Below are 26,881 nucleotides of genomic sequence, written 5' to 3'. Positions count from 1 at the left end.
GGCTCTAGGTGCGGGATGCCAGGGCCCGGGCGTGCACGGTGCGCGCGACCTTCGGTCCGAGCCAGCGCTTGAGACGGCGCATCGCCTCCAGTTGCCCGGCCGCCCTGTCGATCTTGTAGTACAGCTGCGGCGGCAGGTGCGGCAGCAGGGGTGAGTGGCGCTGGCCGAGCAGGGCGAACATCTGGTCCGGGGGCAACTGGAGATAGCGGGGCAGGTTCTCGTACCACTGGGCGCTGTAGCGGGCCGCGCTCTGGATGGACAACAGCGCCTGCTTGCGCTCCCGTTCGTAGTGGGCGAGCGCCTGCGGGAGGACCGGGTGCTCGTGCAGCGCGTCGGCGAGGGCGATGGCGTCCTCCAGCGCGAGGGTGGTGCCGGCCCCGATGGAGTAGTGCGTGGTGTGGGCGGCGTCGCCGAGCAGGACGAGGTTGTCGTGGTGCCAGGTGTCGTTGGAGAAGGTGCGGAAGGGCCGCCACTGGTCGCTGCCGTCGGCGCCGGAGCGGCCGATGAGGGGTGGCCGTCGAGGACGTCGGCGAAGAGTCGCTCCAGCAGGGCCAGTCCGTCGGTCTCGCTCGCGGTGTCGAAGCCCAGCCCGGTCCAGGTCTCGGGGGCGCATTCGACGACGCAGGTGCTGGCGTCGGGGCCGAAGCCCTGGCCGTAGCCGTACCCGTAGCACCAGATCCAGCCATGGGCGGTCTCGACGAAGGCGAAGGTGAACGCGTCGAAGACCTTGCTGGTGCCGAGCCAGAGGTAACGATTGCGGCCGGCTCTGGCCTGGGTACCGAAGTGGTCGGCGTACTGGTTGCGCAGGGAGCTGTGCACGCCGTCGCCCGCCACGACCAGATCGGCGGCGGGAAGGTTCTCCGGCATGATCTCGTGCTCGTAGTCCAGCCGTACACCCAGTGCGCGGGCGCGTTCGGCGAGGATCTCCAGCAGCCGGTGGCGGCCGATGCCGTGCCCCGAGTCGCTGGGCCGACGGGTCGTCACGCCCCGGACGTGGGCGACGCCTTCGTCCCAGCGGACCGAGCTCTCCTCGATGGCGCGAGCGGACACGGGGTCGTGCTCGTACAGCTTGACGAGCAGTCCGCGCCAGTACGTGACACCCCAGCCGTAGGTGGAGCCCTCCGGATTGCGCTCGTGGACGGTGATGTCGTGCGACGGGTCCCGCAGCTTCAGCAGGATCGAGAGGTAGAGGCCCGCGGGCCCGCCACCGACACAGGCGATCTTCACACATACCCCTTGAAAATACTCAAATCGGCCATATCTGCTCGGCAGAGTAGCAGGACGGACACCCCATCCCGCGGCATTGCGGATCGCGCCACTTTCCGCGCGTGAGGTGGACCACGCGCACCGGCTCCGCCGGCGAAGGACCATCCGGAACGCGATCTCCCGGGGGAGGAATTTCCCGTTCCGGGTCTTCACAGCCGCTATTGCGGCAAGATCATCTTCATTCAACCTTGCACGACATGTAGTCACTTGTCCGGATCGGGGCCAACCACTGCCGAGCGATTTCTTCCGCTCTCGTCCGGCCCGATAGGCATGCGGAGTCGTCAACCGAACCAACCCAGGAGGTCCGCATGCCGGAACTCAGCCGTCGCCGTGCGCTCACCGCAGCGGCCGCCCTCGCCACCGTCGCCGGTGTCCAGACGGTCACCGCCCCCACCGCCAACACCGCGTCCGCCATCCCCGCCGCGTCCACCGCGTCCACCGCCGCGCACGACCACCACGCCCCGGCCCCGTCGCCCTTCGACGAGGTCTACAAGGGCCGCCGGATACAGGGCAGGCCGGCTTCGGGCGGCGGTCACGAGCACCACGGCGCCGGATACGCCGTGCTCGTCGACGGGGTCGAACTGCATGTGATGCGCAACGCCGACGGCAGCTGGATCAGCATCGTCAGCCACTACGACCCGGTGTCCACGCCGCGCGCCGCGGCCCGTGCCGCCGTGGACGAACTGCAGGGCGCCGCACTCCTCCCCTTCCCCACCGGCTGATCCACCGGCCGCCCCGCCGCCCGACACACCGGGCAACCGCCGACCGCCCGCCGTCCGTCCGTCCGTCAACTGACCCGACCCACCCGCACTTTGGAGCACCAGCGACCATGACCGTCCGCAAGAACCAGGCCCTGCTCACCGCCGACGAGAAGCGGCGATTCGTCTCCGCGCTCCTGGAGCTGAAGCGCAGCGGCCGCTACGACGAGTTCGTCACGACCCACAACGCCTTCATCGTCGGCGACACCGACAACGGCGAGCGCACCGGCCACCGTTCACCGTCCTTCCTGCCCTGGCACCGCAGATTCCTGCTCGAGTTCGAGCGCGCGCTGCAGGAGGTGGACGCCTCGGTCGCGCTGCCGTACTGGGACTGGAGCACCGACCGCTCGATACGGTCCTCGCTGTGGGCGCCCGACTTCCTCGGCGGCACGGGGCGCAGCCGCGACGGACAGGTGATGGACGGCCCGTTCGCGGCGTCGGCCGGCAACTGGCAGATCAACGTACGCGTCGACGGGCGTACGTTTCTGCGCCGGGCGCTCGGCGCCGGCGTCCGGGAGCTGCCGACCCGGGCCGAGGTGGAGTCGGTGCTCGCCATGGCGACGTACGACATGGCGCCCTGGAACAGCGCGTCGGACGGCTTCCGCAACCATCTGGAGGGCTGGCGCGGCGTCAATCTGCACAACCGGGTGCATGTGTGGGTCGGCGGGCAGATGGCCACCGGCGCGTCGCCCAACGACCCGGTCTTCTGGCTGCACCACGCCTACATCGACAAGCTGTGGGCGGACTGGCAGCGCCGGCACCCCGGCTCCGGCTATCTGCCGGCGACCGGTACGCCCAATGTGATCGACCTCAACGACACGATGAAGCCGTGGAACGACGTGCGCCCCACGGACCTGCTGGACCACACGTCGCACTACACCTTCGACGCGGCCTGAGCCCCGTAGGGCTCATCGTCACGCCTCGGCGGTCCGGCATTCCGGGTGGCCCCAGCCCTGCGTGTTCTTGGCGATGGACTCGCCCGCCGCATAGCCGCGGCCGCAGAGGCAGCGGCCGGGGAACTTGGCCTTGATGGTGCGCGAGGAGCTGCCGTTCTTCCGCGGCGCCGCAGCCTTGCGGCGCGGGGCCGACTTGGCCTTCGGGGTGTCCGGGGAGGGCGGCGGCTCCGGTGAGCCGAGCCCGCTGCCCGCGGCCTCCTGCACGGTCGCGGCCTGGCTGGCGGCGCGGTCGGCGAAGTCGTTCAGCGGGTCGCCGTCCACCTGGTGGGCGGGGACGTAGCGGAACTCGACCGTGCGGCCGTCAAGCAGTTCGTCGATGCGTACGACCAGATCCTGGTTGGCGACCGGCTTGCCGGCGGCCGTCTTCCAGCCGTTGCGCTTCCAGCCCGGCAGCCAGGTGGTGACGGCCTTCATCGCGTACTGCGAGTCCATGCGGATCTCCAGCGGTACGCCGGGGTCGGTCGCGGCGAGCAGCTGTTCCAGAGCGGTGAGTTCCGCGACGTTGTTGGTGGCCCTGCCGAGCGGTCCCGCCTCCCAGCGGGCCGGGGCCTCGGTCTCGTCGGCAACGACCCAGCCCCAGCCTGCCGGTCCGGGGTTTCCCTTCGAAGCCCCGTCGCACGCGGCCACTACACGTTCACGCATGTGTCCGATCATGCCATGGGCGGGCCGGGTGCCCGGCCGCGGAGTCGGTCAGGAGACGTCGCTGAGCTTGGGCATGTCACCCTCGGTCGTGCCGGTGTCGATCACCGAGAAGTTCGCGCCCTGCGGGTCGCTCAGCGCCGCGAACCGGCCGAACGGGCTGGTCATCGGGCCGAAGCGCAGCACACCGCCGAGCTTGGTGGCCTTGGCGACGGCGGCGTCGCAGTCGGGGACGTTGAAGTAGACGTTGATCCACGGCGGGATGTCGGGCGGGAAGTCGTCCGTCATCTTCATCCGTCCCAGGGCCATGTTCTCCTTGCTGCCGAGGGTGTAGAGCCGGAAGTCCATCTCCCCGTCTTCCATCTGCTGCTGCCCGTAGCCGAAGACGGCGGGGAAGAAGGCGTCGGACTTCTCCGGCTCGCGGGTGAAGATCTCCGACCAGCACAAGGCGCCGTGCTGGTCCATCTCCGTCTCGAAGCCCTTGTGGGTTCCGGGCTGCCAGACCCCGAAGACGACACCGCCGGGGTCCCGGGCCAGGCACATGCTGCCGAACTCGCCGACCGCCATCGGCTCCATCAGGATCTCTCCGCCGTTCTCACGGATCTTGGCGGCGCTCGCGCCTGCGTCGGAGGAGGCGAAGTAGAGGCACCACTGCGACTGGCCCTCCTGGCCGGGCATCGGCGGTACCACCGCGGCGGCCGCCTTGCCGTTGGCGTAGGCCTGGGTGTAGTTGCCGAACTCCGTCGACTCCTCGCCGAACGTCCAGCCCAGGATGTCGCCGTAGAAGCTCTTCGCTCCCTCGACGTCACTGAACATCGCGTCGGCCCAGATCGGGGTTCCTTCAGGTTTCACGGCCATGGTTTGCGGCCCTCTCCCGGATCGGTGAGTTGTCCGGATTCTTACGCTAGCCACCCGCTCCTCCGGCCGCGCGCCGAATGGCCGCTTCCGCTCCAGACTGGGGTGGACGGCAGCCGGTCGGCGAACGGGACACGGTATGGCGGACGGGACGATGCGCGCGTGGTCGGTGGCCGAGCCGGGGCCGGTCGAGTCGGGATCCCTGAGGCCGGTCGAGAAGCCGGTGCCGGTACCGGGGGACGACGAGCTGCTCGTGCGCGTGCGGGCGTGCGGGGTGTGCCGTACGGATCTGCATGTCGCCGAGGGTGATCTGGAGGTGCACCGGCCGGGTGTGACACCGGGGCACGAGGTCGTCGGTGTGGTCACGGGATCCGGGGCGGCCGTGAGCGGCTTCGGCGTCGGCGAGCGGGTGGGGGTGGCCTGGCTGCGGCGGACCGACGGTTCGTGCGGCTACTGCACGCGGGGCGCCGAGAACCTGTGCCCGGCCTCGGTGTACACCGGCTGGGACGCCGACGGCGGGTACGCCGAGTACACGACCGTGCCGGCCGCGTTCGCGTACCGGCTGCCCGCCGGCCTGGACGACGTGTCGTGCGCACCGCTGCTGTGCGCCGGGATCATCGGGTATCGCGCCCTGCGACGCGCCGCGCTGCCCCCGGGCGGGCGGCTCGGACTGTACGGCTTCGGGGGCAGCGCCCATCTGTGCGCGCAGGTGGCGATGGCCGAGGGAGCCACTGTGCACGTCCTCACGCGCGGGGCGGCCGCGCGGCGGCTGGCGCTCGATCTGGGCGCCGCATCGGCACGCGACGTGCAGGAGACGCCGCCGGAGCCGCTGGACAGCGCGATCCTGTTCGCGCCGGTCGGCGAGCTGGTCCCGGTCGCACTGCGCGCCCTCGACCGGGGCGGCACGCTCGCCGTCGCGGGCATCCACCTCTCCGACGTCCCGGCACTGCACTACGAGACCGAGCTGTTCTACGAGAAGCAGCTGCGCAGCGTCACCTCCAACACGCGCGTGGACGGCCGCGAGTTCCTGGCGCTCGCCGCCGAGCACTCCGTGCGCGCCACGACGCACGCATATCCGCTCTCCCGTGCGGACGAGGCGCTGCGCGATCTCAAGGCCGGGCGCTTCGACGGGGCGGCGGTGCTCGTGAACGACCTCTCCTGAGCCTCGTGCGGCCCGCGCGCCGGACGGGACACGAAGCGCGAGAGCGCGCAGGTCGCGCGCCCCTCACGCCCGCACGTCGGGGCGAACGCGACCGGCGTGCAGGCACATGCGCGTGTGCCCTCTGCTTCCAGTGAGAGTTTGCACCACCCAGGTGATCAAACCGCCCCCTTCACGCCGTACCGACCCCACCACCTGCGCTGTTTGGCTTGTCCCTGCGGCGCGTGCGGCTCACCAGTGCCACTGGGCAGCCCTCATCACGCGCCCGCGGTTGCCGTCGTCACCGACCACTTCGCTCACGCCCGATCACCCTCTAGGGAGATACGTGTCCGTACCCGACAGCGCCACCGGACCTGCCACCGACGACTCCGCCTCCTCCGCCGACGGACAACTCACCAGTCTCAGCACGCATGCGGCACGCCAGCTCACCACGACCACCAAGTCCGAACCGCAGATGCAGGCCATCTCCTCACGATGGCTGCTGAAGATGCTGCCGTGGGTGGACGTCAAGGGCGGAACCTACCGGGTCAACCGGCGCCTCCAGCTGCGCGTGGGCCGCGGCCGGGTGCAGTTCGAGCAGAACGGTGCCGACGACATCAAGGTCATCCCGCAGACGCTCACCGAACTGCCGGTGCTGCGCGGATACTCCGACATCGATGTCCTGAAGGAGATCGCGGGCCGTTTCCGGGTGCGCGACGTCCGGGCCGGCCAGATCCTCGTCCAGGCCGGGCAGCCGGTCAGGGAGGCCTACCTCGTCGTGCACGGCCGGTTCACCCGGTTCACCGAGGGCAAGTACGGCGAGGAGGAGATCCTCGGGGTCGTCACCGACGGCGACCAGATCGGCGACGAGGCGATCGGCCGGCCCGACCCGCTGTGGCTGAGTTCGGTACGGGCCGAGACCGCGGCCGTCGTGATGGTGCTCCCTTGGACCGTGGTCACGGAGCTCACCGACCGGGCGCCCTCCCTCGCGGCGCACCTGGAGGCGTACGGCGAACGCCAGCGGCTGCCCATGAACCGCAAGGGCGAGGCCGACGTACCGGTGCAGGCGGGCCATGTCGGCGAGCCGACGATCGACGGCGGGTTCGTCGACTACGACCTCGCGCCGCGCGAGTACGAGTTGTCGCTCACCCAGACCGTGCTGCGCGTCCACACCCGGGTGGCCGACCTCTTCAACGACCCGATGAACCAGACCGAGCAGCAACTCCGCCTCACCGTCGAGGAGATCCGCGAACGGCAGGAGTGTGAGCTGGTCAACAACCGGGAGTTCGGGCTGCTGGCCAATGCCGACTACGGGCAGCGCGTCAGCACGTTCACGGGGCCGCCGACCCCCGACGACATGGACGAACTGCTGTCGATGCGCCGCAAGACCAAGCTGTTCATCGCCCACCCGAAGGCGATCGCGGCCTTCTTCCGGCAGTGCAACCGGCGTGGCCTGGTGCCCGGCACGGCGAACGTCGACGGGCACGAGATCCCCGCCTGGCGCGGTGTGCCGATCTTCCCGTGCAACAAGATCCCGATCACCCCGCAGCACACCAGCAGCATCATCGCGCTGCGCACCGGGGAGGGCGACCAGGGCGCCATCGGGCTGTATCAGACGGGCATCCCGGAGGAGTACCAGCCGGGCCTGAACGTGCGGTTCATGGGCATCGACGCCAACTCGATCATGCGTTACCTCGTCACCGCCTACTACTCGATGGCGATCCTCGTCCCCGACGCGGTCGGGATCCTGGAGAACGCCCAGATCGGCCGGACGGCCGAGTGACCGCGTGGAGCACCCGATGAGCACCCCCGCCTCCGCCTTCGCACTGCCGGGACCGCCGAACATCGCACGCTCGTTCCGCACCCAGCGGCGCACCGGGGCGATCCCCGGGCTCCGGTACCGGCAGGTGGCCCCCGCCGACCCGGTGAAGGCCGCGGAGGTCGACCGCAGGCTGGAGGAGTGGGCCCGGGATCTCGATCTGTTCCCCGAGGCGTGGAAGGGCGACTTCTCGGGGTTCCAGTTCGGGCGGGCCGTGGTGCTCCAGCATCCGCAGGCGCTCGATCTGGAACGTCTGACGGCCGCGGGCGAGTTGTTGCTCGCCGAGAACGTCGTCGACTCCTGCTACTGCGAGGAGGACGAGGGCCGGGGCGGCGCGCGCCGGGGCCTCGGGGGCCGGCTGATCATGGCCCAGTCGGCGCTCGACCCGTACCACGGCATTCCCGAGCTGGAGGAGGAGTGGCGGCACGGTGTGCGGGCCGACGGTCCGCTGCGCTCGTACCACTTCGCCCTCCAGGACTACGCCGCCTTCGCCACCCCGAGCCAGACCGACCGCTTCGTCCACGACATCGCCCGGCTTCACCTGGGCTATCTCGCCGAGGCGGCCTGGGCGGAGACCCGGTACGTCCCGCAGGTCTGGGAGTACCTGGTGATGCGGCAGTTCAACAACTTCCGCCCCTGTCTGTCGATCGTGGACGCCGTGGACGGCTACGAACTGCCCGAGGTGGTCTACGCCCGCCCCGAAGTCCAGCGGATCACGGCGCTCGCCTGCAACGCCACCACGATCGTCAACGACCTGTACTCCTTCACCAAGGAGCTGGCGAGCGACCCCACCCATCTGAATCTGCCGCAGGTCATCGCCGCGAACGAGAACTGCGGTCTGAAGGCCGCCTACCTCAAGGCCGTCGAGATCCACAACCGGATCATGGAGGCCTTCGAGGAGGAGTCGGCCCTGCTGTCCGCCACTTCACCGCTGGTCGAGCGGTACACCCAGGGCCTGTCCGACTGGGTGGCCGGCAACCACGAGTGGCACTCCACCAACACCCACCGCTACCACCTGCCCAACTACTGGTAAAGCGCGATCGAATGACAGAGCGTCCTACGCACCAGCACGAGGAGTCACCGTTGACCATCGCCCCCGACGCCGGCACCAAGGCCGTATCGGTGCCGACCCAGTCCACGTACCAGACCCGCGTCGCGGACTACTGGAACGCCGAGGAGAACCCGGTCAACCTCGAACTCGGAAAGCTCGACGACCTCTACCACCATCACTACGGCATCGGAGCCGCCGACCGCTCCGTGCTCGACGAACCCGACCCGGACCTGCGGCGGGAGCGCATCACCACCGAACTGCACCGGCTGGAGCACGCCCAGGCCGAATTCCTCGCCGAGCGGCTCGGCCCCCTCTCCCCCGCCGACCGCGTCTTCGACGCCGGTTGCGGCCGCGGCGGCGGCAGCGTCACGGCGCATCTGCGGTACGGCTGCCACGCCGACGGCGTCACCATCTCGCAGAAGCAGGCGGAGTTCGCGAACGCCCAGGCCCGCAAGCGGGGCATCGACGGCCGGGTGCGCTACCACCACCGCAACATGCTGGACACCGGGCTGCAGACCGGGGCGTACACGGCCTCCTGGAACAACGAGTCGACCATGTACGTGGAGCTCGACCTGCTGTTCGCCGAGCACGCCCGGCTGCTGCGCCGCGGTGGCCGCTACGTGACCATCACCGGCTGCTACAACGACACCTACGGGCGCGCCTCGCGCGAGGTGTCCCTGATCAACGCCCACTACATCTGCGACATCCATCCACGCTCGGAGTACTTCCGCGCCATGGCCCGCAACCGGCTCGTCCCGGTCCATGTGGAGGACCTCACCGAGGCGACCATCCCCTACTGGGAGCTGCGCGCTGAGGCCGAGCACCTGGTGACGGGCATCGAGGAGACGTTCCTGACGGCGTACCGCAACGGCAGTTTCCAGTACCTGCTGATCGCGGCGGACCGCGTCTGACCGACCGTCGGGCGCGCGTCGGCCATGGGTTGCCGTGGCCGACGCGCGTCTTCCGCCTTGGGCCGGGCTGTGCTTGCCTGGGGAACCGTTTTCGGTGCCCGGGGCGGGAGTTGCCGTATGCGCAGGCCGTGGATCGTGGGGCTACTGCTGGCCGTCGTGCTGCTCGGCGCGTGCGGCGATCCGGCGTCCGAGCCGGAGGCGGCGCCGCCTCCGGAGGCACCGCAGGCATCGGTGACCACGCAGCAGCGGGCGCCGGCCTCCCCGAGCGCGAGCACCGGCACTGCCACGGACAAGAGCGCCCCTGCGAAGGCACCCACCGTGCTGTACCTGGGCGACTCGCTCGCCATGGAGGCGCAGGACGTGATCGGGCAGGAGCTGCGCCGCGAGCTGGGGGCGACGTACACGAGCGCCCCGTATTCGGGAACGACCCTGTGCGACTACCTGGAGGGCACCGGCGAGCGGTCCCTGGTGCCGGTCGCGGACAAGGCGGCCGCCCTGGTGCGCAGGTTGCGGCCGGACTTCGTGGTGCTGCAGTTCTGGGGGAACGCGTGGGGCTATACACCGTGCATGGACGGGATCACCCATGACGCCTCGCCCGAGAAGTACGTCAAGCGGTACGAGGCCGACCTGAAGCGTCTCACCGACCAGGTCGCCGCGGCCGGTGAGACGCGGATCGTCCTTGTGCTGCAGGGCCCGGACCCGATCACGCCCGACCGGGTCCGGCGCGTCAACGCCCTGTACGAGTCGCGGGCCGGCGCCTCGGACGGCCTGCTCGCCGACGCGGGCAAGGCGCTCAGCGCGGCCGGGGCCCGGTACTCCTGGGTCCAGTACCTGCCGTGCACGGCGTACGAGCGCGAGCACGCCGAGTACTGCACCCAGCCGGACCGCGACCGGACCGCGCTGCACCGCGACGACGACTACCTGCACTTCTGTCTGGCGCCCACGACCTCGAAGCCGAAACCGTGCCCGGTCCGCTCGCCCGGGATCCTGCGGATCGCCCGGGAGATCACCCGGGTGATCGGCACGCACCCCGTCGGTTGATTGCGGGGCGGTTCCTACCCGACGTAGGCCTTTTCCAGGGCGGCGATGTCGAACTTGCCCATCTCCATGAAGGCCTTGGTCACGCGGGCCGCCTTCGCCGGGTCCGGGTCGGTGACCATGGCGTCGAGGCTGTCCGGGACGACCTGCCAGGACAGCCCGAACCTGTCCTTGAGCCACCCGCAGGGGCCGGGCTCGCCGCCGCCCTCGGTGAGCTTCTCCCAGTAGTAGTCGATCTCCTCCTGGTTCTCGCAGAAGATCATGAAGGAGGTCGCCTCGGTGAACTTGAACTGGGGGCCGCCGTTGAGCGCGAGGAACTTGTGGCCGTTGGCCGTGAACTCGACGGTCATGACGGAGCCGGCCGGCTGCATCGCGCCCTCGGGGTAGTGCGCGACCTTGCCGATGCCGGAGTTCTTGAACACGGAGACGTAGAAGTTGGCGGCCTCCTCGGCCTGGCCGTCGTACCAGAGACACGTCGTGAATCCGTCGGTTGCCATGGGTACCTCCTGGGCGTGCGGAACGCTGTCATCTGTACCGACCGATCCTCGCCCCGGAACTCATCGGTCGCACGGCCGACTAATCCACGTGGCCGTTACACCATTCGGAACTAGCATCGCCGGCATGGCCCCTTCGCCCGCCGACTCCGGCATCCACCCGTTCCGCATCGACATTCCGCAGAGTGACCTGGACGACCTGCACGACCGCCTGGACCGCATCCGGTGGCCCGACGAGCTGCCCCGGGTCGGATGGACGTACGGCGTGCCTTCGGAGTACCTGCGCGAGCTGGTGCGCCACTGGCGGCATGACTACGACTGGCGGGCGGCGGAGGTGCGGCTGAACGAGTGGCCGCAGTTCACGACCGAGATCGACGGCGCGCACGTGCACTTCGCGCACATCCGCTCGCCCGAGCCGGACGCCACGCCGCTGATCGTCACGCACGGCTGGCCGGGTTCGATCGTGGAATTCATGGACATCGTCGGTCCGTTGACGGACCCGGCCGCGCACGGCGGCGATCCCGCCGACGCCTTCCACGTGGTCCTGCCGAGCATTCCCGGGTTCGGGTTCTCCGGACCCACCCGGGAGACCGGCTGGGAGGCCCGCCGGATCGCCGACGCGTGGGTCGAGCTGATGACACGCCTCGGCTATGAGCGGTTCGGTGCCCAGGGCGGCGACTGGGGCGCGGGAATCTCCCGCGAGCTGGGCCGCGTCCACCCCGACCGGGTCATCGGCATCCACCTCAATCTCCTGCCCGGCGCGCAGGCGTCCACCGAGCCGACTGCGGAGGAGCTGGCGCCGCTGAGCCCCGGGGAGCGGGAGCGGGCGCTCACGTCCTGGCGGCGGTGGGCCCAGTGGCTCCGCGGATCGACGGGCTACTTCCACGTGCAGTCCACCCGGCCGCAGACCCTGTCGTACGCGCTCACGGACTCGCCGGTCGGCCAACTCGCCTGGATCGTCGAGAAGTTCCAGGAGTGGACCGACTCCGAGCAGCTGCCCGAAGAGGCCGTCGACCGGGACCTGATGCTCACCAACGTGATGCTGTACTGGCTGACGGGCACAGCGGGATCGTCCGCACGGGTGTACTACGAGCGCGCTCATGCCCAGGGTGACCGGGTGGCCGCACAGCACGAGCCCTCGACCGCCCCGACCGCGGTGGCGTCCTTCTTCGGCGATCCGCAGATCCCGCTGCGGCACAAGGCGGAGCGCACGGAGAACATCGTGCGCTGGACGGAGTTCGACCGGGGCGGGCACTTCGCGGCGATGGAGGAGCCGGACCTGCTCGTCGGGGACGTACGGGCGTTCTTCCGGCAGGTGCGCGAGAAGGGCGACGGCTGACGCGGCAGGGGCCTGGGACGCCGCTCTGCCGGTAGCGAATCTGCCGCGGGCAGAGAATCCGCATTCCGGCGTCGTCCGAGGTCAAGAGTGGAGTCGAAGGCATCCCCGCCACCACGAGGAGAACCGATGACTCCACTCACCACGCTCGCGCCGCGGGCCGAGGAGGGCGACACCGCGCCCACCCGCTTCGACGACCAGCTGGCCGCCCAGCTCCTCGGCCAGCGGATCGTCCTGCTGGGCACCCAGGTCGACGAGGTCTCCGCGAACCGGGTCTGCGCGCAACTGCTGATCCTGTCCGCGGAGGACCCGCGCACCGACATCAGCCTGTACATCAACAGCCCGGGCGGCTCGGTGCACGCGGGCCTGGCCATCTACGACACGATGCGGCTGATCCCGAACGACGTCGCTACGCTCGCGATGGGCTTCGCGGCCAGCATGGGCCAGTTCCTGCTGAGCGTGGGCAGCGCGGGCAAGCGGTACGCGCTGCCGAACGCACGGATCATGATGCATCAGCCGTCGGCGGGCATCGGCGGCACCACCGCGGACATCGAGATCCAGGCGGAGAACCTGGAGTTCACGAAGAGGACCATCGAGCGGATCACTGCCGAGCACACCGGCCAGACCCCGGAGATCATCTCCCGGGACGGTGACCGCGACCGCTGGTTCACGGCCGAGGAGGCCAGGGAGTACGGCATGGTGGACCAGGTCGTGGAGTCCCTCGCGGACGTCCGCCCGGCCGCCTCCAAGCGACGGATGGGGCTGTGACATGGGGAACTACACGATTCCGTACGTCGTCGAGCGGACCGCGCACGGCGAGCGGTCCTCCGACGTGTTCAGCCGGCTGCTGTCGGAGCGGATCATCTTCCTGGGCACGGAGATCGACGACGGCGTCGCCAACGTCGTCATCGCGCAACTCCTGCATCTGGAGTCTTCGGCTCCGGAGAACGAGATCGCGATCTACCTCAACTCCCCCGGCGGCTCGTTCACTTCGCTCATGGCGATCTACGACACGATGACGTACGTGCAGGCGCCGATCTCGACGTTCTGCGTGGGACAGGCGGCGTCAACGGCGGCCGTGCTGCTGGCCGGTGGGGATCCGGGTCGGCGGTTCGTGCTGGAGCACGCACGGGTGCTGCTCGGTCAGCCCGCCACCGGGGGCAGCCGGGGCATGGTGTCCGATCTCGCCCTCCAGGCCAAGGAGATGGTCCGGATCCGCTCGCAGGTCGAGGAGGTGCTGGCCCGGCACACGCACCACGACATCACGACGCTGCGCGCGGACATGGACCGCGACAAGGTGTTCACCGCGGAGGAGGCCGTGGCGTACGGCCTGGCCGACGAGGTGGTGAGCCGGCGCCTGGTGGGGGTCTGAGGCGCCGGCGCGACCTCACGCCGCGAGGCACATCCCGTCGTAGCGTGAACCGGCCCCGGCGCGGCTGCCGGTGGGCGCACGGCGGCTGGTGAGCCGGACGAGCTCGCCCTGCGCCTGCGACAGCAGGTCGGCGAGGCCGAGGCCCAGGGCGTGGGCGGCGGCCGCGAGGACCTCCGAGGAGGCCTCCTTGCGGCCGCGCTCCACCTCCGAGAGATACGGCATGGAGATCCGGGCCGCGTCGGCCACGTCCTTCAAGGTGCGCTCCTGGGCGAGGCGCTCGCGGCGCAGGACGTCGCCGACGAGGTCGCGCCACAGGGGTTCCCTGGGTGCCGGGGCGGGCGGTGCGACGGCGGGCGCGGGTGCCGGGGTGGCAGGGCGTTCGGACGCGGGGCGGGTCGTTCCGGGGCGGGCGGCGGGCGGGCGCAGGGGAATGACGCGGGCTTCGTTCGGCGCTTGTTTGCTCACTTTCCCAGCCTATGAGCGTGGCGCGGCGGGGGAAGGGGCCGACGTTCTGCCCTGGGGGAAATCGCGGCTACGAGCCGGCACGGAGTTCCCGGCCGGCCGTCACTCGTCGGCCAGCCGCAGCACCGCCCGCACCCGCTTGCCGACCGGCACCCGTTCCACGGCGACCTCAGCGGCCAGCGCGTGGACGATCTCCAGTCCGTGCCGGCCGACCCGCTGCGGATCCCTGGGGTAGCGGCGGGGCAGCGCGGCACTGCTGTCGTACACGCAGACCGTCACCGCGTCGTCGGTGCCCTCCAGATCCAGGATGTACGGGCCGTTGCTGTGCCGGTCGGCGTTGGTGACCAGCTCGCTGACCACCAACAGCACCTTGTCCTCAGCCGGCTGCCCGATCGTGGCGCACCACTCGGTCCTGAGCCGCCCGAGGAACAGTGCCGCGAAGGACCGCGCCTCGGCGATGCATCCCTGTTCACCGCTGTAGTGCGCCGCCCGCCGAAGCGGTTCCACGGGCACGTCGAAACCAGTAGGAATCACTGCCCCGTCCACGTGCTCGATCATGCGTTTCTCTCTCGGAAGCCGGCCCCGGCCGGACGCTGCTGCACCAGTCCTGTTACCCAGAGCGGGGCCGCGCAGTCCCCGTGCAGGCCGCGCCGTACGTCACAGCTGCGGCGACTGCGGTGTGTCCTCCGTGGGCGCCGACCGGGACGTCGTGGCCGTGTCCTCGTCCGGCGGCGGGGCGGGGCTCTCGGGCGACTCGGGCTCGGTGGTCGGGGGTTCGGAGGTCGAGGTTTCCGGAGTGGACGATTCCGGCGTTGATGCCGGCGGGCTGGACGGGGAACTCGGGGACTCCGGTGTCGACACGCTCACCGACGGGGAGGGCTTCACCGGCCGGTCGGTCTTCTTGTCCTTGTCGCCGTCGTCGCCGCGCTCGCGGGCGACCCACTCGTCGCGCTCGTCGTCGAAGATGACGAGCGCGTTGACGATCGTCGTCGAGGGTACGACCACGACGACGTTCGAGGAGCGGTAAGACGGCCAGGAGTCTCCGGTCCGTTCGAGTGTGCCCTGCTGGGCGACCGGCGGGGTCAGCGGGTTGCCGCAGGCGCAGCGCACCCGGGGCACCCCGCGATCGTCGACCATGACCGCCGTGCCGCTCTGCAGGACGGCCTGATAGGAGTGGGCGGCTCCGTCGCGATAGCCGTGGTTGGTGACACGTGTGTCCATGCGCAGCTGGACGGGGGTGAGCGAGCGCAGGTAGGCGGGCACGTCGGAGGCGTTGACTCGGGCGACCGACGCGAACGCCCTGTTCTTCTCCGGGGCCGCCCGCAGGTACGCGATCTGCTTCTCGACGTCGCATGCGGCGGCCTTGCGGGTGCCGCCGTACAGGCCGGGCGCGCCGCCGTCGACCCCGCGTACCGCGTTCGACGGTTCCGACTCGGTGGCCTGGGTGGGGGCGGCGGGCGGGGCGGAGCTGTCCGTGGCCGTGGACTCGGTGAACGGGTCGGGTCCCGTCTTGCCGGCGGCCTGGAGGAAGACCTCCCCGTCGGCGCTGGTACCGGTGCCGCCGCCGTCACCGCGGGAGAGGACGACGGCGAGAATCACGGCGGCCACGACCACGACGGCGATCGCGGCGATGCGGGGCGCGGAACGCCACCAGGGGCGGCGCGGTTCGGGGCCGGGTGCTCCGGAGCCGCCGGTCGGCGGGGGTTGCGAGGGCGGGCCGGAGGGTGGCTGGGAGGGGCCCGACAGGGGGCCCGAGGGCGGTCCTGTGGGGCGGCCGGACGACGGAGGTTCGACGCTCACGAAGCCTTCTTCCCAGCGTGGCGGATGGCGCTTTCGCCGCTCACCTTTGTCCCTTATGTCGCTTCCCTGCGTTGCACCCATTCTGTGCTCCGGTGCCGCGCCGCCCGCAAGCCGACGCGGACGGACCTCCCGGCGGGCGGGGCGGTGAGGCGCTGCTTAGCGTGGACAGGGTGAGCGCGCTGACCCCCTCCCGTCCGGCCGTGGCCGCCCATGGCTGGGTGCAGGCCCTCCTCGTGGTGCCGGCCGGGCTGGTGGCGATGGGGGTGGTCGCCACGCTCGGGTTGTGGGCGGCCGGGGCGGCGGACCTCCCGGACAACGCCTTCCCCCGTGTCGTCGCGGCGACCGTCGTCACGGCGGTCGGCGGCACGATCGAGCTCTCGGGGAACGCCGGAGGGCTGGCCGAGTCCGACGCCGGCCTGACCGTGATCCCGCTGTCCGTCACGCTCACCGGTGCACTCGTCCTGGCCGTCGGTTTCCTGCGTCCGCTGCGGCACCGGGCGGTCGCCGGCGCCGGGGAGCTGGCCGGCTGGGCCGCCAGGATCGCCGTACTGTGGCTGATCGCGCTCCTGGCGCTGTCCCTCGCCGCCAGCCAGACGTTCACCCTCTCCCTGCGTGACCTCGGGGAGGACGCGCTAGGCGACCTCGGAGACCTGTTCGGCATCTCTCCCGAGGTCGGCTTCACCACCCACATCCCGGCGACCCTGCTCGTCGGCCTGCTGTGGCTGGCGGGCGTGCTGGTGCTGGCGCTGCTGGTCTCGCGCGGGGCTCCGCTGCCGGGCCGGCTGCTGCGCTTCCAGGAGTCGGTGCGGCCGGCCGCGTACGCCATGGTGGCGCTGCTGCTCACCTATGTCGTGCTGGGTGTCGTCATCGGCCTGGTCGTGGCGGCGACGCGCGGGCACGCGACCGAGACGCTCGCGGTGATCCTGCTCGGTCTGCCGAACCTGGTGTGGCTCGCCCTGACGATCGGGCTCGGCGCCACCTGGAACGGGCGGGTGGACGGGCCGTTCGGGCTGCCCATGCCGCATGTGCTCGACGAGGTGCTGCGCGGCCGGGAGACGGCCGAGCTGAATCTGGGCACGCTCGCCGAGCACGACGGCCGGGTGTGGTGGCTGGTCGTCGTCGACGCGGTCCTGCTGCTGGCTGCCGCGTTCGTGATGGCGAGGCGTTCACCGGACCGGATGCGCGCCTGGCAGCACGCCGTGCACATGGCGGTCGCGCTGGCGCTGACGGTGCTGATGATCTGCCTCGTCGGCCGGACGTCCGCCCATTACGGCCTGTCGGTGCTGGGCATCGGTGACCTCGGCGGGGATCTGGGCGGCGAGCTGTTCCTGCGGCCCGAGGTGTGGGGCGCCATCGGCCTGGCACTGCTGTGGGGGCTGGTCACCGGGTTCCTCGGCGGGCTGACGGCGAAGCGGGTGCGGCACAGGGGCGAGGTACCGCCACGCGCGGCAGGGTGAGCCGCCGCACCGGCCCCCTCACCGCCGGAAGACCGGCTCGGCCCAGCGGGGCGGCGGTTTCGGCTCGCTCTTCGCAGGCTCCTTCGGACGCTCTACGACCCTGAGGTCCACCTGCGTCGGCGCGTGCCCCTCCGCACCGCCCGCGACCGCGGCGCGCAGGTCGGCGACGAAGGCGAGGCAGGAGTCCTGCCGGTCGTCGGGGCTCTTGGCCAGTGCCTTGGCGAACACGGCGTCGACGGCCGGAGCGAGGTCCGGGCGTGACTCGGTCAGGGGCGGTGGCTCGTCGTACTGGTGGGCCCACAGCAGGGCCATGTCGCTGTCGCGGCGCAGCGGCGGGTGCCCCGCCAGGCACTCGTAGACCACGCAGGCGAAGCCGTAGACGTCGCAGCGCGCGTCGACCGGCTTGCCCGAGATCTGCTCGGGGGCCACGTAGTCGAGGGTGCCGACGAACTGACCGACGGTCGTGAAGCCGGTCAGGGACAGTGACTTCTTCGTCAGGCCGAAGTCGGTGAGGTACACGTGCTCGGGGTGATCGCTGTCGGTGCCGCGCGCGACGAGGATGTTGCCGGGCTTCACGTCCCGGTGGACCAGGCCGTGATCGTGCGCCGCATCGAGGGCGGAGGCGACCTGGGCGGCGATGCGCAGGGCCGTCGGGGGCGGCAACGGGCCCTGGCGGTCGAGGAGATGGCGCAGGTCGCTGCCGGAGACGTAGCGCATGGCGATGTACAGCACGCCGTCCGTCTCGCCCGCCTCGAAGACCGGCACGATGTGCGGATGGTCGATCGCGGCGGCGGCCCGGGACTCGTGGGTGAAGCGGCTCCGGAAGGTGTCGTTGCGGGAGAGTTCGGGGGCGAGGAGCTTCAGCGCGACGGTGCGGTCGAGGCGGAGGTCACGGGCACGGTAGACGACCGCCATGCCGCCGCGGCCGATCTCGCGTTCGATGCGGTAGCCCGCGATCTCCCGGCCGATCAGCTCCGAGGGACGGCCGGAGAAGAGGCTTGTGTCACGGCCCATCGGGTGTCACGACCTGGGTCGGAGCGTGGCCGGGGTCCGTGGCGGCGCCGGGGCCGTCGTCCGTGGCGTACGTGCTCAGCCGGGTTCCGTCCGCGTACGCCCACCGGCCGTGCTCGGCGTCGTAGAGCCACATCGACTCCCCGTCGACGACGACCCCGATGCGCAGCCCCGACGTGCGGACGCGGAAGGACTCGCCGTCCAGGCCGCCGGCCGCGAGGTCCTCGACCGCGGACCGGTAGCCGGCCAGCACCCGCTCGACGCGGGTGAGCAGCGGGCGCGGGTCGGCGGACCCGGTGAGCGGGCCGCCGTCGGCGGTGGGCGGGTCCTGCGGTACGGCGACCAGGTGGCGGCCGTCGACCCAGGCCGACCAGCCGTTGGCGCACAGGATGTGCCCCCAGTCGCCCTGCCGCTCGACGAGCTGGACCGGCAGGAACGCGTCGAGGGGCACGGTGGGCCGGGCGGGGTCGGGTGTCTCCCAGGCGGGCATGCCGCGCTGGGGGACGACGTGGGTGGGCCGGAAGCCGGGGGACGCCATGGGCTCTCGCCTACTTCCGCATGACGACTGGTTCGCGGCGGCGCAGCAGCCGGGAGACGACGTAGCCGAAGACCGCGGAGAGCGCGACGAGCATGGCCACGTTGAGCAGCCACACTCCGGCCGAGTGCTCGAACAGCGGGTCGCCGGTCAGATCGCCGGGGACGAGCTGGGACAGCTCCAGGGTGCCGGCCATCGCACCGAGCGCCCATCGGGAGGGCACGACCCAGGACAGCTGCTCCAGGCCGGGTACGCCGTTGAGTTTGAGCAGCGCTCCGCAGAACACGACCTGGACGATGGCGAGCAGCACCAGCAGCGGCATCGTCACCTCCTCCTTGCGCACCAGCGCGGAGACGACCAGGCCGAGCATCATCGCGGTGAAGGCCAGCAGGGCGACGGCAATGGTGATCTCGACGAGCGGCGGCATCAGCACACCCTCGCCGCCGGGGGCGTTGAGGTCGACGCCGAGCAGGGCCACCAGGGTCAGTACGACCGCCTGGAGCACGGTGATCGTCCCCAGGACCACCACCTTGGACATCAGGTACGCCGATCTGGACAGGCCGACCGCCCGCTCCCGCCGGTAGATGACACGTTCCTTGACCAGCTCGCGCACGGCGTTCGCCGCGCCCGTCAGGACGCCGCCGACGCACAGGATGAGCAGCGCGTTCATCGCCGTCTCCTGCGTCAGCCTGCTGCCGGCCAGGGCGCGGGCCATCGCGCCCATCACGAACGGCAGAGCGATCATGATCGCGAGGAAGGTGCGGTCGGCGGCGAGCGCGGTGGCGTAGCGGCGGATCAGCGTGCCGAGCTGGGCGCCACGGCTGCGCGGCCGGGGCGGCCGGGCGATCACGACCGGGCCGGTGCGGGGCCGGCTGGGCTGTCCGGTCGCGTCGGAGATGTACTGCCGGTGGTAGAGCGAGCTGCGGTAGTCGCCCGCCCAGTCCCGCTCCTGGTCGCGTTCGAACGCCTCGAAGGCCTCCGGCCAGTGCTCGAACCCGAAGAAGCTCAGCGCCTCCTCGGGCGGGCCGTAGTAGGCGATGCGTCCGCCGGGGGCGAGAACGAGGAGCCGGTCGCAGATGTCGAGGCTGAGCACGCTGTGGGTGACGACGATGACGGTGCGGCCGTCGTCGGCCAGGCCGCGCAGCATGTTCATCACCGAGCGGTCCATGCCGGGGTCGAGCCCGGAGGTCGGCTCGTCGAGGAACAGCAGCGAAGGCTTGGTCAGCAGTTCCAGGGCGACGCTCACGCGCTTGCGCTGCCCGCCGGAGAGGCTGTGCACGTGCTGCCCGGCGCGCTGCTCCAGGCCCAGCTCGTGGATGACCTCGTCGACCCGGGCCCGGCGCTCGGCCTTGGCGGTGTCCTGCGGAAAGCGCAGCTCGGCGGCGTAGGACAGGGCGCTGCGGACGGTGAGTTGTGCGTGCAGGATGTCGTCCTGCGGGACCAGGCCGATGCGCTGGCGCAGCTCGGCGTAGTCACGGTAGAGGTCGCGGCCGTCGTAGAGAACGGTGCCGTGGTCGGCGGGGCGCTGGCCGGTGAGGGCGTTGAGCAGCGTGGACTTCCCGGCGCCGCTCGGGCCGACGACGGCGAGCAGGCACTTCTCCCCCACCGGGAAGGAGACATGGTCGAGGAGGGTCTTGCGGCCGTGGTCGACGGCGACCGCGAGGTCCTGCACCTCCAGCGAGACCTCGCCGGTGTCGACGTACTCCTGCAGCTGGTCCCCGACCAGGCAGAACGCGGAGTGGCCGATGCCGACGATGTCGCCGGGGCCGATCGGGGCGGTGGTGACCGGAGCGCCGTTGAGGTAGGTGCGGTTGTGGCTGCCCAGGTCGGCGATCTCGTACGTCCCGTCGGGCAGGGCGTGCAGCTCGGCGTGGTGACGGGAGACGACGAGGTCGTCGATGACCAGGTCGTTGTCGGCGGCGCGGCCGATGCGGACGGCGCGGGTGGGCAGGGGCCGGACGGAGGTGGGCCTGCGGAAGGTGCCGGTGAGGCCGGGCATGGAGATCGCCGAGGGGCGTTCCGGCGCGGCGGCCGGGGCGGGGCGGTCCTGCAGCACCGCGCGCGGGCCGTCGGACGGGTTGCCGAAGCGGATGACGGTGCCGGGTCCCACGTCCCACTCGCGGATGCGGTGGCCTTCGGTGTAGGTGCCGTTCGTGCTGTTCTCGTCCGCGAGGGTCCAGTGGTCGGCGCCGGGCCGCAGTACCGCGTGGTGCCAGGAGACACGGGCGTCGTCGATGACGATGTCGCAGAGCGGGTCGCGTCCGACGCGGTAGTCACGGCCGGGGGTCATCACGGTGGAGCCCGACTCGGTCTCCAGGACCAGTACGGGCGCAGTCGGTGCGAGCGGCCGCTCCGCCATGCCAGGATTCTATCGATCTGTCCATGTATGCGCCGCCTGCGTTCACGGCGTCCGCCTGCGCTCGGGGCGGCTGGTCATTCAGCAGCAGGGGTTCAGGCGACGGGGACGACCAGCGCCGGGCTGGTCCGCTGCATCCGCAGGGCATCGATCGACTCGGCGAGCAGTTCGTACTCGGTGGTCTCGTCGCTCACGGCGATCCGCACCAGCCGCCCGGCCGCCAACTCGTCGGCCATCAGCTCCTGTTGATCGTCGTCGCCGCACCATGCGCGCAGCACGGCCGGCACGTCGGGCAGATTGTCCGCGACCGGGACGAGCGCACTCGCGGGGATGTGCGCGGCGTCCGGTCGCGGGTCTAATCGCTCGGCGATCCAGGAGGCCCGGTCACGTAACCACCACAGCGCGAGGGCCAGGGTGGGTGCCCGGTAGGTTCCCAGGGGTACACCGATGCGCCGGCCGCCGCAGACGCCGTATGCGGTGACATGGCAAAGGAACTCGTCGTGCACGTGACCTCCCCCGTGTTGCCGTGTTCGCCTGTCGGCGGACCTCGCTTTCCATACGGCTCATGAGCGGTGCGTAAGGGCGCCGTCGCCCCATGTGAGGCGCCCTCGTAGTTGAGTATGTTCACTACTGAAACACTGTCACCATGACTTTCCGGCCAGTCTCCTGGCATATTCACAGCCGGTGTTGGCCGAAACACGGCGGGTGCACGTCAAACCCGTGCGTGACCGGGCATTACCTCGGGAGTAATCGAGCTTTCCGGTGCACGCGGGCATCGTTGCGGTACCGGGTCACCGCGAACGGGATCCGGGTTCCCACCAGTGACGACCTCGTTGGAGGCTGATCGCCCATGTCCGCGTCCGTGCCCGTGACCACCGACCGCTACGAGATCGCCGTCGCCCGCTACTTCGACGCCTGGAACACCCGCGAGCCCGATGCGCTGGCCCGGGCGGTCGCCATCGCGTGGTCCCCGCAGGGCGGCTACACCGACCCGCTCGCGGACGTGCGGGGCTACGAGGGGATCGTGGCCGTCGTCGCGGCGGCGCAGGCGCAGTTCCCCGGCTTCGTCTTCCGGCGGACCGGCTCCGTCGACGGCCACCACGACACGGCGCGCTTCTCCTGGGAGCTGGTGAGCGAGGCCGACGAGGCGGCGCCGGTCGCCGGGTCCGACGTGATCACGCTGGACACCGAGGGACAGATCCTGTCCGTCCTCGGATTTCTGGACCGGGTGCCGGCCGGGGCGTGAGGTCCGCGATGAGTTTGCGCGCTCGCGGTGGTCTCTTCAGTACATGACCACCGTGAGCGGAGGAAACACCATGACCACCACCGCCAGGCTGGACGAGGAGTTCACGGCCGTCCTGCGCAAGAGTCCGAGCGAGGGCGGCTGGACCTATCTCGTCTGGCCGAGGAGCGTCGAGTTCTTCGGCACCCGCGGGCTCGTCAAGGTCCGCGGCACGATCGACGGGCAGCCCTTCCGCAGTTCGTTCATGGCCATGGGCGACGGCACGCACAAGCTGCCCGTGAAGGCCGACATCCGCAAGGCCATCGGCAAGGCGGAGGGCGACACCGTGACCGTGCGACTGGAGGAACGGATCAGCTCCTGACCGCCTCCCGACAGCGCCGGGGCGCGACGCCCACCACCCGCTTGAAGGCGTTGTACGGGACCCGTCGTGCCAGCTCAAGACGGTGCCGCCACCAGCGTCCGGTGCGCCACCAGCCCGCAGCCGACCGGAGTGGGCGGGGGGCTACTGCGAGAACTGCGACGTCAGCCCCTGGTGGCCGGGGCCGACGAGGCCGAGTGGCGCACCGGAGCGCAGACGCCGGGCGTGCTGTCGTACGCCGTGGACCCAGAGGCGACGGCCCGCCTCTGGGAGGTCGGCGAACGCCTCTGGGAGGTCGGCGAACGCCTCTGGGAGGTCGGCGAACGCCTTACGGCTTGAGGATCGCCTCGATGCGGGCCAGCTCGTCCGCGTCGAAGTCCAGGTTGCGGGTGGCCGCGACGCTGTCCTCGATCTGCTGCGCGCTGCTCGCACCGACCAGCGCCGAGGTCACCCGGCCGCCGCGCAGCACCCAGGCAAGGGCCAGCTGGGCCAGGGTCTGGCTGCGGGACTTGGCGATCTCGTCGAGCGCCCGGAGCTTGCCCAGCAGCTCGTCGGTGATCGCGTCGGCGTTCAGGAACGGGCTGCCGCTCGCGGCCCGCGAGTCCTTCGGGATGCCGTCGAGGTAGCGGGAGGTCAGCTGGCCCTGCGCCAGCGGGGAGAAGACGATCGAGCCGACCTGGAGCTCGTCGAGGGCGTCGAGGAGTCCCTCGTCCTCGGGGCGGCGGTTCAGCATCGAGTAGGCCGGCTGGTGGATGAGCAGCGGCGTGCCCAGCTCGCCCAGGATGCGGGCGGCCTTGCGGGTCTGCTCGGCCGAGTAGTTGGAGACGCCGACGTAGAGCGCCTTGCCCTGCTGCACCGCCGAGTGCAGGGCGCCCATCGTCTCCTCCAGCGGAGTCTCCGGGTCGGGGCGGTGCGAGTAGAAGATGTCGACGTAGTCCAGGCCCATCCGCTTCAGGCTCTGGTCGAGCGAGGACAGCATGTACTTGCGCGAGCCCCACTCGCCGTACGGGCCGGGCCACATCAGATAGCCGGCCTTGGTGGAGATGATCAGCTCGTCCCGGTACGGCGCGAGGTCCGCCTTCAGCGCCTCGCCGAACGCCGACTCGGCGGCTCCGGGCGGCGGGCCGTAGTTGTTGGCCAGGTCGAAGTGGGTGACGCCGAGGTCGAAGGCGCGGCGCAGGATCGCCCGCTGGTGCTCGACCGAGCGGTCCGCCGGGCCGAAGTTGTGCCACAGGCCGAGGGACAGCGCGGGGAGCTTGAGTCCGCTGCGGCCGGTGCGCCGGTAGGGCATGTCCGCGTAGCGGTCGGTGTGTGCGGTGTACAACGCGACTCCAGAGGGGTTGGCACAGGGAGGACGGCTCCGAGGAACCGGTGTTCCAGTCGCCGTCCACTCTGTCGTGACCTGCTGGCAGTGGTCCAACAGGTAAATCAGATGGGATTCAGCGGCTACGCTGCTCAATCATGGAACTGCGCCATCTCCAGCACTTCGTGGCGGTCGCCGAGGACCAGCACTTCACCCGGGCGGCCGAGCGCCTCCTGGTGTCCCAGTCCGGCCTGTCGGCCTCGATCCGGGCCCTGGAGCGGGAGTTGCAGACCCCGCTGTTCGTGCGGACGACCCGCCGGGTGACGCTCACCCCGGCCGGCCGGGCGCTGCTGTGCGAGGCGGAACGGATCCTGGCGCAGGTGCGGGCCGCCCATGAGGCGGTGGCGGCTGTGCAGGGCGTGCTGCGCGGGATGCTGGCGCTCGGCTCCGAGCAGTGCATCGCCGGGGTGCATGTGGCGGGGCTGCTGGCGGCCTTCCGGCGGGCACATCCGGACGTGGAGATCTGTCTGCGTCAGGCAGGCTCGGGCGCCCTCGCGGAGGAGGTCGCGGCCGGACGCCTCGATCTGGCCTTCGCCGTACGGACCGCGCAGGAGGACACCGACCAGCTGCGCGTCGTACCGCTGACCGGCGAGCCGATGACCGTCCTGTGCCATCCGAGCCACCGCCTCGCCACCGCCGGCGCCGCCGTCACTCCGGAGGAGCTGGGCGGCGAGGTCTTCGTCGACTTCCACCCGGACTGGGGGCCGCGCCGCACCACCGACGCCGTCTTCGCCGCCGCGGGCGTACGGCGGACCGTCGCCCTGGAGGTCAACGACGTGCACAGCCTCCTGGACCTGGTGGACGAGGACCTCGGCATCGCCGTCGTGCCCCGCCACTTCCGGGACAAGCGGCGCTCACTGACGGCACTGCCGGTCAAGGGCACCGGCGATACCGTCTACGAGACGGTCGCCCTGCTGCCGCCCGCGCAGGCCACCAGCCCCGCGGCCCGGGCACTCATGGCCCTGCTGGAAACAGAGAGCGCATGACGGACGGGTGCGCGATGGTGGAGCCATGCATGCGAAGGACATCCTCATCGACGGGTACAACCGCATCCAGGAAGAAGTCCACTCCACCGTCGAGGGCCTCGACCCCGACGACCTGCACGCCCGCCCCTCCCCCGACGCCAACTCCGTCGCCTGGCTGATCTGGCATCTGACCCGGGTCCAGGACGACCACATCGCCGACGCCTTCGACCTCGACCAGGTGTGGCTGACGCAGGACTTCCAGAAGACCTTCGGGCTCGACCTTCCGCGCCACGACACCGGCTACGGCCACACCGCGGCGAAGGTCGCCAAGGTACGGGTCGACTCGGGCGACCTGCTGACCGGCTACTACGACGCCGTGCACGCCCAGAGTCTGGGGGCGCTGCGCGAGGTGGCCGCCAAGGATCTGGAGCGCATCGTGGACGAGCGCTGGGATCCACCGGTCAGCCTGGGCGCGCGGCTGGTCAGCGTCCTGTCCGACGATCTCCAGCACGTCGGACAGGCCGCCTACGTACGCGGGCTGGTCGTGGGCTCCTGAAGCCGGTTCGGAACGCTGCTCAGAGCGCCGACGCGAAACCGGGCAGGACGACGTCCTCGATGAGGGCCTTGCGCTCGTCGAACGGGACGAACGCGCTCTTCAGCGCGTTCACCGTGACCGTGCGCAGGTCCTCGACCGTCCACCCGGCCTGCTCGACCAACAGGGACATCTCGCGCGTCATCGTCGTGCCGGACACCAGACGGTTGTCGGTGTTGAGGGTGACGCGGAAGCCGAGGTCCTTCAGCGCGGTGATCGGGTGCTCGGCTATGGAGGTGGCGGCGCCGGTCTGGAGGTTGGAGGTCGGGCACATCTCCAGCGCGACACGGCGGTCGCGCACCCAGCCGGCGAGGCGGCCGAGCTTGCCGTCCACGATGTCGTCGGTGATGCGCACGCCGTGCCCGATGCGCTGGGCGCCGCACACCTGGAGGGCCTGGTGGATGCTGGACAGGCCGTCGGCCTCACCGGCGTGGATGGTGAAGGGAACGTTCTCGCGGCGCAGGTGCTCGAAGGCGTCGACGTGGTCGGCGGCGGGGAAGCCCGCCTCGGCACCGGCGATGTCGAAGCCGACGACACCGGCGTCCCGGAAGGCGACAGCCAGATCGGCCGCCTCGCGCACCCGGTCGAACATCCGCATCCCGCACAGCAGGGTGCCGACGCGGACCGGAGTACCGGCGGCCGCGGCCTTGGCCATGCCCGCCGCAAGGCCTTCCTGCACGGTCTCGACGACCTCGGCGAGGGTCAGCCCGCCGTTGGTGTTCAGCTCGGGGGCGTAGCGCACCTCGCCGTAGACGACGCCGTCCGCGGCCAGGTCGAGGACGTACTCCTCGGCGGTGCGCAGCAGCCCCTCGCGGCTCTGCATCACGGCGAGGGTGTGCTCGAAGGTGGCGATGTAGCGGACCAGGTCGCCGGAGTTCGCGGCCTCGAAGTACCAGGCGGCGAGCTCGTCCGGGTCGGTGGTGGGCAGGGTGTGGCCGACCGCCTCCGCGAGCTCCACCACGGTGGCGGGGCGCAGGCCGCCGTCGAGGTGGTCGTGCAGTACGGCCTTGGGGAGGCGACGGATGACGTCGGCGTCTACGCGCGTAGCAGTCATGGCGGAGTCTTTCCTTGAGCGGGGCGGTACGAAGCGGCGGGCGGCGGGGCGG

28 protein-coding genes and 1 pseudogene are annotated in these 26,881 nt (G+C 70.9%); 16 read left to right on the top strand and 13 right to left on the bottom strand.

The window, feature by feature from the left end; translation table 11 throughout:
* Positions 1 to 4: 4 nt before the first annotated feature.
* Positions 5 to 1,227 (bottom strand): annotated as a pseudogene (locus OHO27_RS40410) (FAD-dependent monooxygenase).
* Between the two features lie 347 nt (positions 1,228 to 1,574).
* On the opposite strand from OHO27_RS40410, the gene melC1 reads away from it, so the two are divergent.
* Together melC1 and melC2 are read left to right on the top strand one after the other, a co-directional pair.
* Complete coding sequence (gene melC1, locus OHO27_RS40405; protein ID WP_328429889.1) at positions 1,575 to 1,988, top strand: apotyrosinase chaperone MelC1; 414 nt, start codon at positions 1,575 to 1,577, stop codon at positions 1,986 to 1,988.
* 107 nt (positions 1,989 to 2,095) lie between these two features.
* Entirely contained in the window at positions 2,096 to 2,920 is an 825-nt protein-coding gene (gene melC2 / locus OHO27_RS40400) for a tyrosinase MelC2 (RefSeq protein ID WP_328429888.1), read from the top strand.
* A gap of 18 nt (positions 2,921 to 2,938) precedes the next feature.
* Here the strand turns inward: melC2 and OHO27_RS40395 are convergent, their stop codons facing one another.
* Together OHO27_RS40395 and OHO27_RS40390 are read right to left on the bottom strand one after the other, a co-directional pair.
* Positions 2,939 to 3,634 carry a ribonuclease H family protein gene (locus tag OHO27_RS40395; protein ID WP_328429887.1) on the bottom strand — a complete coding sequence of 232 codons (696 nt, stop codon included), beginning with the start codon at positions 3,632 to 3,634 and terminating at the stop codon, positions 2,939 to 2,941.
* A gap of 36 nt (positions 3,635 to 3,670) precedes the next feature.
* Positions 3,671 to 4,477, bottom strand: a complete 807-nt coding sequence (locus OHO27_RS40390; protein WP_328429886.1) for a VOC family protein — start codon at positions 4,475 to 4,477, stop codon at positions 3,671 to 3,673.
* A 151-nt stretch (positions 4,478 to 4,628) separates the two neighbouring features.
* Between OHO27_RS40390 and OHO27_RS40385 the strand changes: the two genes are divergently transcribed.
* The 5 genes from OHO27_RS40385 (at position 4,629) to OHO27_RS40365 (ending at position 10,434) form a co-directional block, all read left to right on the top strand.
* Positions 4,629 to 5,636 (top strand): zinc-binding alcohol dehydrogenase family protein, encoded by a 1,008-nt coding sequence (locus OHO27_RS40385; RefSeq protein WP_328430693.1) that lies wholly within the window; start codon positions 4,629 to 4,631, stop codon positions 5,634 to 5,636.
* A gap of 322 nt (positions 5,637 to 5,958) precedes the next feature.
* Complete coding sequence (locus OHO27_RS40380; RefSeq protein ID WP_328429885.1) at positions 5,959 to 7,395, top strand: family 2B encapsulin nanocompartment shell protein; 1,437 nt, start codon at positions 5,959 to 5,961, stop codon at positions 7,393 to 7,395.
* A 16-nt stretch (positions 7,396 to 7,411) separates the two neighbouring features.
* The gene (locus OHO27_RS40375) at positions 7,412 to 8,464 is read left to right on the top strand and encodes a family 2 encapsulin nanocompartment cargo protein terpene cyclase (RefSeq protein WP_328429884.1); all 1,053 of its coding nucleotides are present in this window, start codon (positions 7,412 to 7,414) and stop codon (positions 8,462 to 8,464) included.
* A gap of 50 nt (positions 8,465 to 8,514) precedes the next feature.
* Complete coding sequence (locus OHO27_RS40370; RefSeq protein WP_328429883.1) at positions 8,515 to 9,393, top strand: geranyl diphosphate 2-C-methyltransferase; 879 nt, start codon at positions 8,515 to 8,517, stop codon at positions 9,391 to 9,393.
* A gap of 117 nt (positions 9,394 to 9,510) precedes the next feature.
* Positions 9,511 to 10,434, top strand: a complete 924-nt coding sequence (locus tag OHO27_RS40365) for an SGNH/GDSL hydrolase family protein (RefSeq protein WP_328429882.1) — start codon at positions 9,511 to 9,513, stop codon at positions 10,432 to 10,434.
* Between the two features lie 14 nt (positions 10,435 to 10,448).
* On the opposite strand, the gene OHO27_RS40360 is transcribed toward OHO27_RS40365, so the two are convergent.
* On the bottom strand, positions 10,449 to 10,928 hold the full coding sequence (locus tag OHO27_RS40360; protein WP_328429881.1) for a VOC family protein: 480 nt from the start codon (positions 10,926 to 10,928) through the stop codon (positions 10,449 to 10,451).
* A 124-nt stretch (positions 10,929 to 11,052) separates the two neighbouring features.
* On the opposite strand from OHO27_RS40360, the gene OHO27_RS40355 reads away from it, so the two are divergent.
* The 3 genes from OHO27_RS40355 to OHO27_RS40345 all read left to right on the top strand — a co-directional run bounded on the left by OHO27_RS40355 (position 11,053) and on the right by OHO27_RS40345 (position 13,633).
* A complete protein-coding gene (locus OHO27_RS40355; RefSeq protein WP_328429880.1) occupies positions 11,053 to 12,264 on the top strand; it encodes an epoxide hydrolase family protein in 1,212 nt (403 codons plus the stop codon).
* Between the two features lie 126 nt (positions 12,265 to 12,390).
* The gene (locus OHO27_RS40350) at positions 12,391 to 13,029 is read left to right on the top strand and encodes an ATP-dependent Clp protease proteolytic subunit (protein WP_328429879.1); all 639 of its coding nucleotides are present in this window, start codon (positions 12,391 to 12,393) and stop codon (positions 13,027 to 13,029) included.
* A 1-nt stretch (position 13,030) separates the two neighbouring features.
* Positions 13,031 to 13,633: a ClpP family protease gene (locus OHO27_RS40345; RefSeq protein WP_328429878.1), complete on the top strand. Its 603-nt coding sequence runs from the start codon at positions 13,031 to 13,033 to the stop codon at positions 13,631 to 13,633.
* Positions 13,634 to 13,648: 15 nt separating this feature from the next.
* On the opposite strand, the gene OHO27_RS40340 is transcribed toward OHO27_RS40345, so the two are convergent.
* The 3 genes from OHO27_RS40340 to OHO27_RS40330 form a co-directional block, all read right to left on the bottom strand.
* Complete coding sequence (locus OHO27_RS40340) at positions 13,649 to 14,098, bottom strand: helix-turn-helix domain-containing protein (protein ID WP_328429877.1); 450 nt, start codon at positions 14,096 to 14,098, stop codon at positions 13,649 to 13,651.
* Between the two features lie 99 nt (positions 14,099 to 14,197).
* Positions 14,198 to 14,653, bottom strand: coding sequence for an ATP-binding protein (locus OHO27_RS40335; RefSeq protein ID WP_328429876.1), 456 nt, complete (start codon positions 14,651 to 14,653; stop codon positions 14,198 to 14,200).
* 99 nt (positions 14,654 to 14,752) lie between these two features.
* A complete protein-coding gene (locus tag OHO27_RS40330) occupies positions 14,753 to 15,895 on the bottom strand; it encodes a DUF6777 domain-containing protein (RefSeq protein WP_328429875.1) in 1,143 nt (380 codons plus the stop codon).
* 170 nt (positions 15,896 to 16,065) lie between these two features.
* Here OHO27_RS40330 and OHO27_RS40325 point away from each other — a divergent pair, with 170 nt between their 5' ends.
* Positions 16,066 to 17,352 (top strand): streptophobe family protein, encoded by a 1,287-nt coding sequence (locus OHO27_RS40325; RefSeq protein ID WP_328429874.1) that lies wholly within the window; start codon positions 16,066 to 16,068, stop codon positions 17,350 to 17,352.
* Positions 17,353 to 17,370: 18 nt separating this feature from the next.
* On the opposite strand, the gene OHO27_RS40320 is transcribed toward OHO27_RS40325, so the two are convergent.
* The 4 genes from OHO27_RS40320 to OHO27_RS40305 all read right to left on the bottom strand — a co-directional run bounded on the left by OHO27_RS40320 (position 17,371) and on the right by OHO27_RS40305 (position 21,760).
* On the bottom strand, positions 17,371 to 18,366 hold the full coding sequence (locus OHO27_RS40320) for a serine/threonine-protein kinase (RefSeq protein WP_328429873.1): 996 nt from the start codon (positions 18,364 to 18,366) through the stop codon (positions 17,371 to 17,373).
* Complete coding sequence (locus tag OHO27_RS40315; RefSeq protein WP_328429872.1) at positions 18,356 to 18,901, bottom strand: hypothetical protein; 546 nt, start codon at positions 18,899 to 18,901, stop codon at positions 18,356 to 18,358. Before OHO27_RS40315 ends, OHO27_RS40320 begins: the two co-directional genes overlap by 11 nt.
* Before the next feature lie 10 nt (positions 18,902 to 18,911).
* Positions 18,912 to 21,257: an ABC transporter ATP-binding protein/permease gene (locus OHO27_RS40310; protein WP_328429871.1), complete on the bottom strand. Its 2,346-nt coding sequence runs from the start codon at positions 21,255 to 21,257 to the stop codon at positions 18,912 to 18,914.
* Positions 21,258 to 21,349: 92 nt separating this feature from the next.
* Positions 21,350 to 21,760, bottom strand: coding sequence for a hypothetical protein (locus OHO27_RS40305; RefSeq protein ID WP_328429870.1), 411 nt, complete (start codon positions 21,758 to 21,760; stop codon positions 21,350 to 21,352).
* Between the two features lie 356 nt (positions 21,761 to 22,116).
* On the opposite strand from OHO27_RS40305, the gene OHO27_RS40300 reads away from it, so the two are divergent.
* The 3 genes from OHO27_RS40300 to OHO27_RS40290 all read left to right on the top strand — a co-directional run bounded on the left by OHO27_RS40300 (position 22,117) and on the right by OHO27_RS40290 (position 23,194).
* A complete protein-coding gene (locus OHO27_RS40300) occupies positions 22,117 to 22,500 on the top strand; it encodes a nuclear transport factor 2 family protein (RefSeq protein WP_328430692.1) in 384 nt (127 codons plus the stop codon).
* A gap of 70 nt (positions 22,501 to 22,570) precedes the next feature.
* The gene (locus tag OHO27_RS40295) at positions 22,571 to 22,858 is read left to right on the top strand and encodes a DUF1905 domain-containing protein (RefSeq protein WP_328429869.1); all 288 of its coding nucleotides are present in this window, start codon (positions 22,571 to 22,573) and stop codon (positions 22,856 to 22,858) included.
* Positions 22,859 to 22,924: 66 nt separating this feature from the next.
* A complete protein-coding gene (locus OHO27_RS40290) occupies positions 22,925 to 23,194 on the top strand; it encodes a hypothetical protein (RefSeq protein ID WP_328429868.1) in 270 nt (89 codons plus the stop codon).
* Here OHO27_RS40290 and mgrA read toward each other — a convergent pair.
* Entirely contained in the window at positions 23,184 to 24,179 is a 996-nt protein-coding gene (mgrA, locus tag OHO27_RS40285) for an L-glyceraldehyde 3-phosphate reductase (RefSeq protein ID WP_328429867.1), read from the bottom strand. The genes OHO27_RS40290 and mgrA overlap by 11 nt on opposite strands.
* 137 nt (positions 24,180 to 24,316) lie before the next feature.
* Between mgrA and OHO27_RS40280 the strand changes: the two genes are divergently transcribed.
* Together OHO27_RS40280 and OHO27_RS40275 are read left to right on the top strand one after the other, a co-directional pair.
* Positions 24,317 to 25,204, top strand: a complete 888-nt coding sequence (locus OHO27_RS40280) for a LysR substrate-binding domain-containing protein (RefSeq protein WP_328429866.1) — start codon at positions 24,317 to 24,319, stop codon at positions 25,202 to 25,204.
* Between the two features lie 25 nt (positions 25,205 to 25,229).
* Complete coding sequence (locus tag OHO27_RS40275) at positions 25,230 to 25,739, top strand: mycothiol transferase (RefSeq protein ID WP_328429865.1); 510 nt, start codon at positions 25,230 to 25,232, stop codon at positions 25,737 to 25,739.
* A 19-nt stretch (positions 25,740 to 25,758) separates the two neighbouring features.
* On the opposite strand, the gene OHO27_RS40270 is transcribed toward OHO27_RS40275, so the two are convergent.
* Positions 25,759 to 26,829: an adenosine deaminase gene (locus tag OHO27_RS40270; protein WP_328429864.1), complete on the bottom strand. Its 1,071-nt coding sequence runs from the start codon at positions 26,827 to 26,829 to the stop codon at positions 25,759 to 25,761.
* Positions 26,830 to 26,881: the final 52 nt, after the last annotated feature.

Source organism: Streptomyces sp. NBC_00443 (assembly GCF_036014175.1).
Classification (GTDB): Bacteria; Actinomycetota; Actinomycetes; order Streptomycetales; family Streptomycetaceae; genus Streptomyces.
Note: the sequence above shows the minus strand (reverse complement) of the source record. Positions and strands in the feature narration are given on the sequence as shown.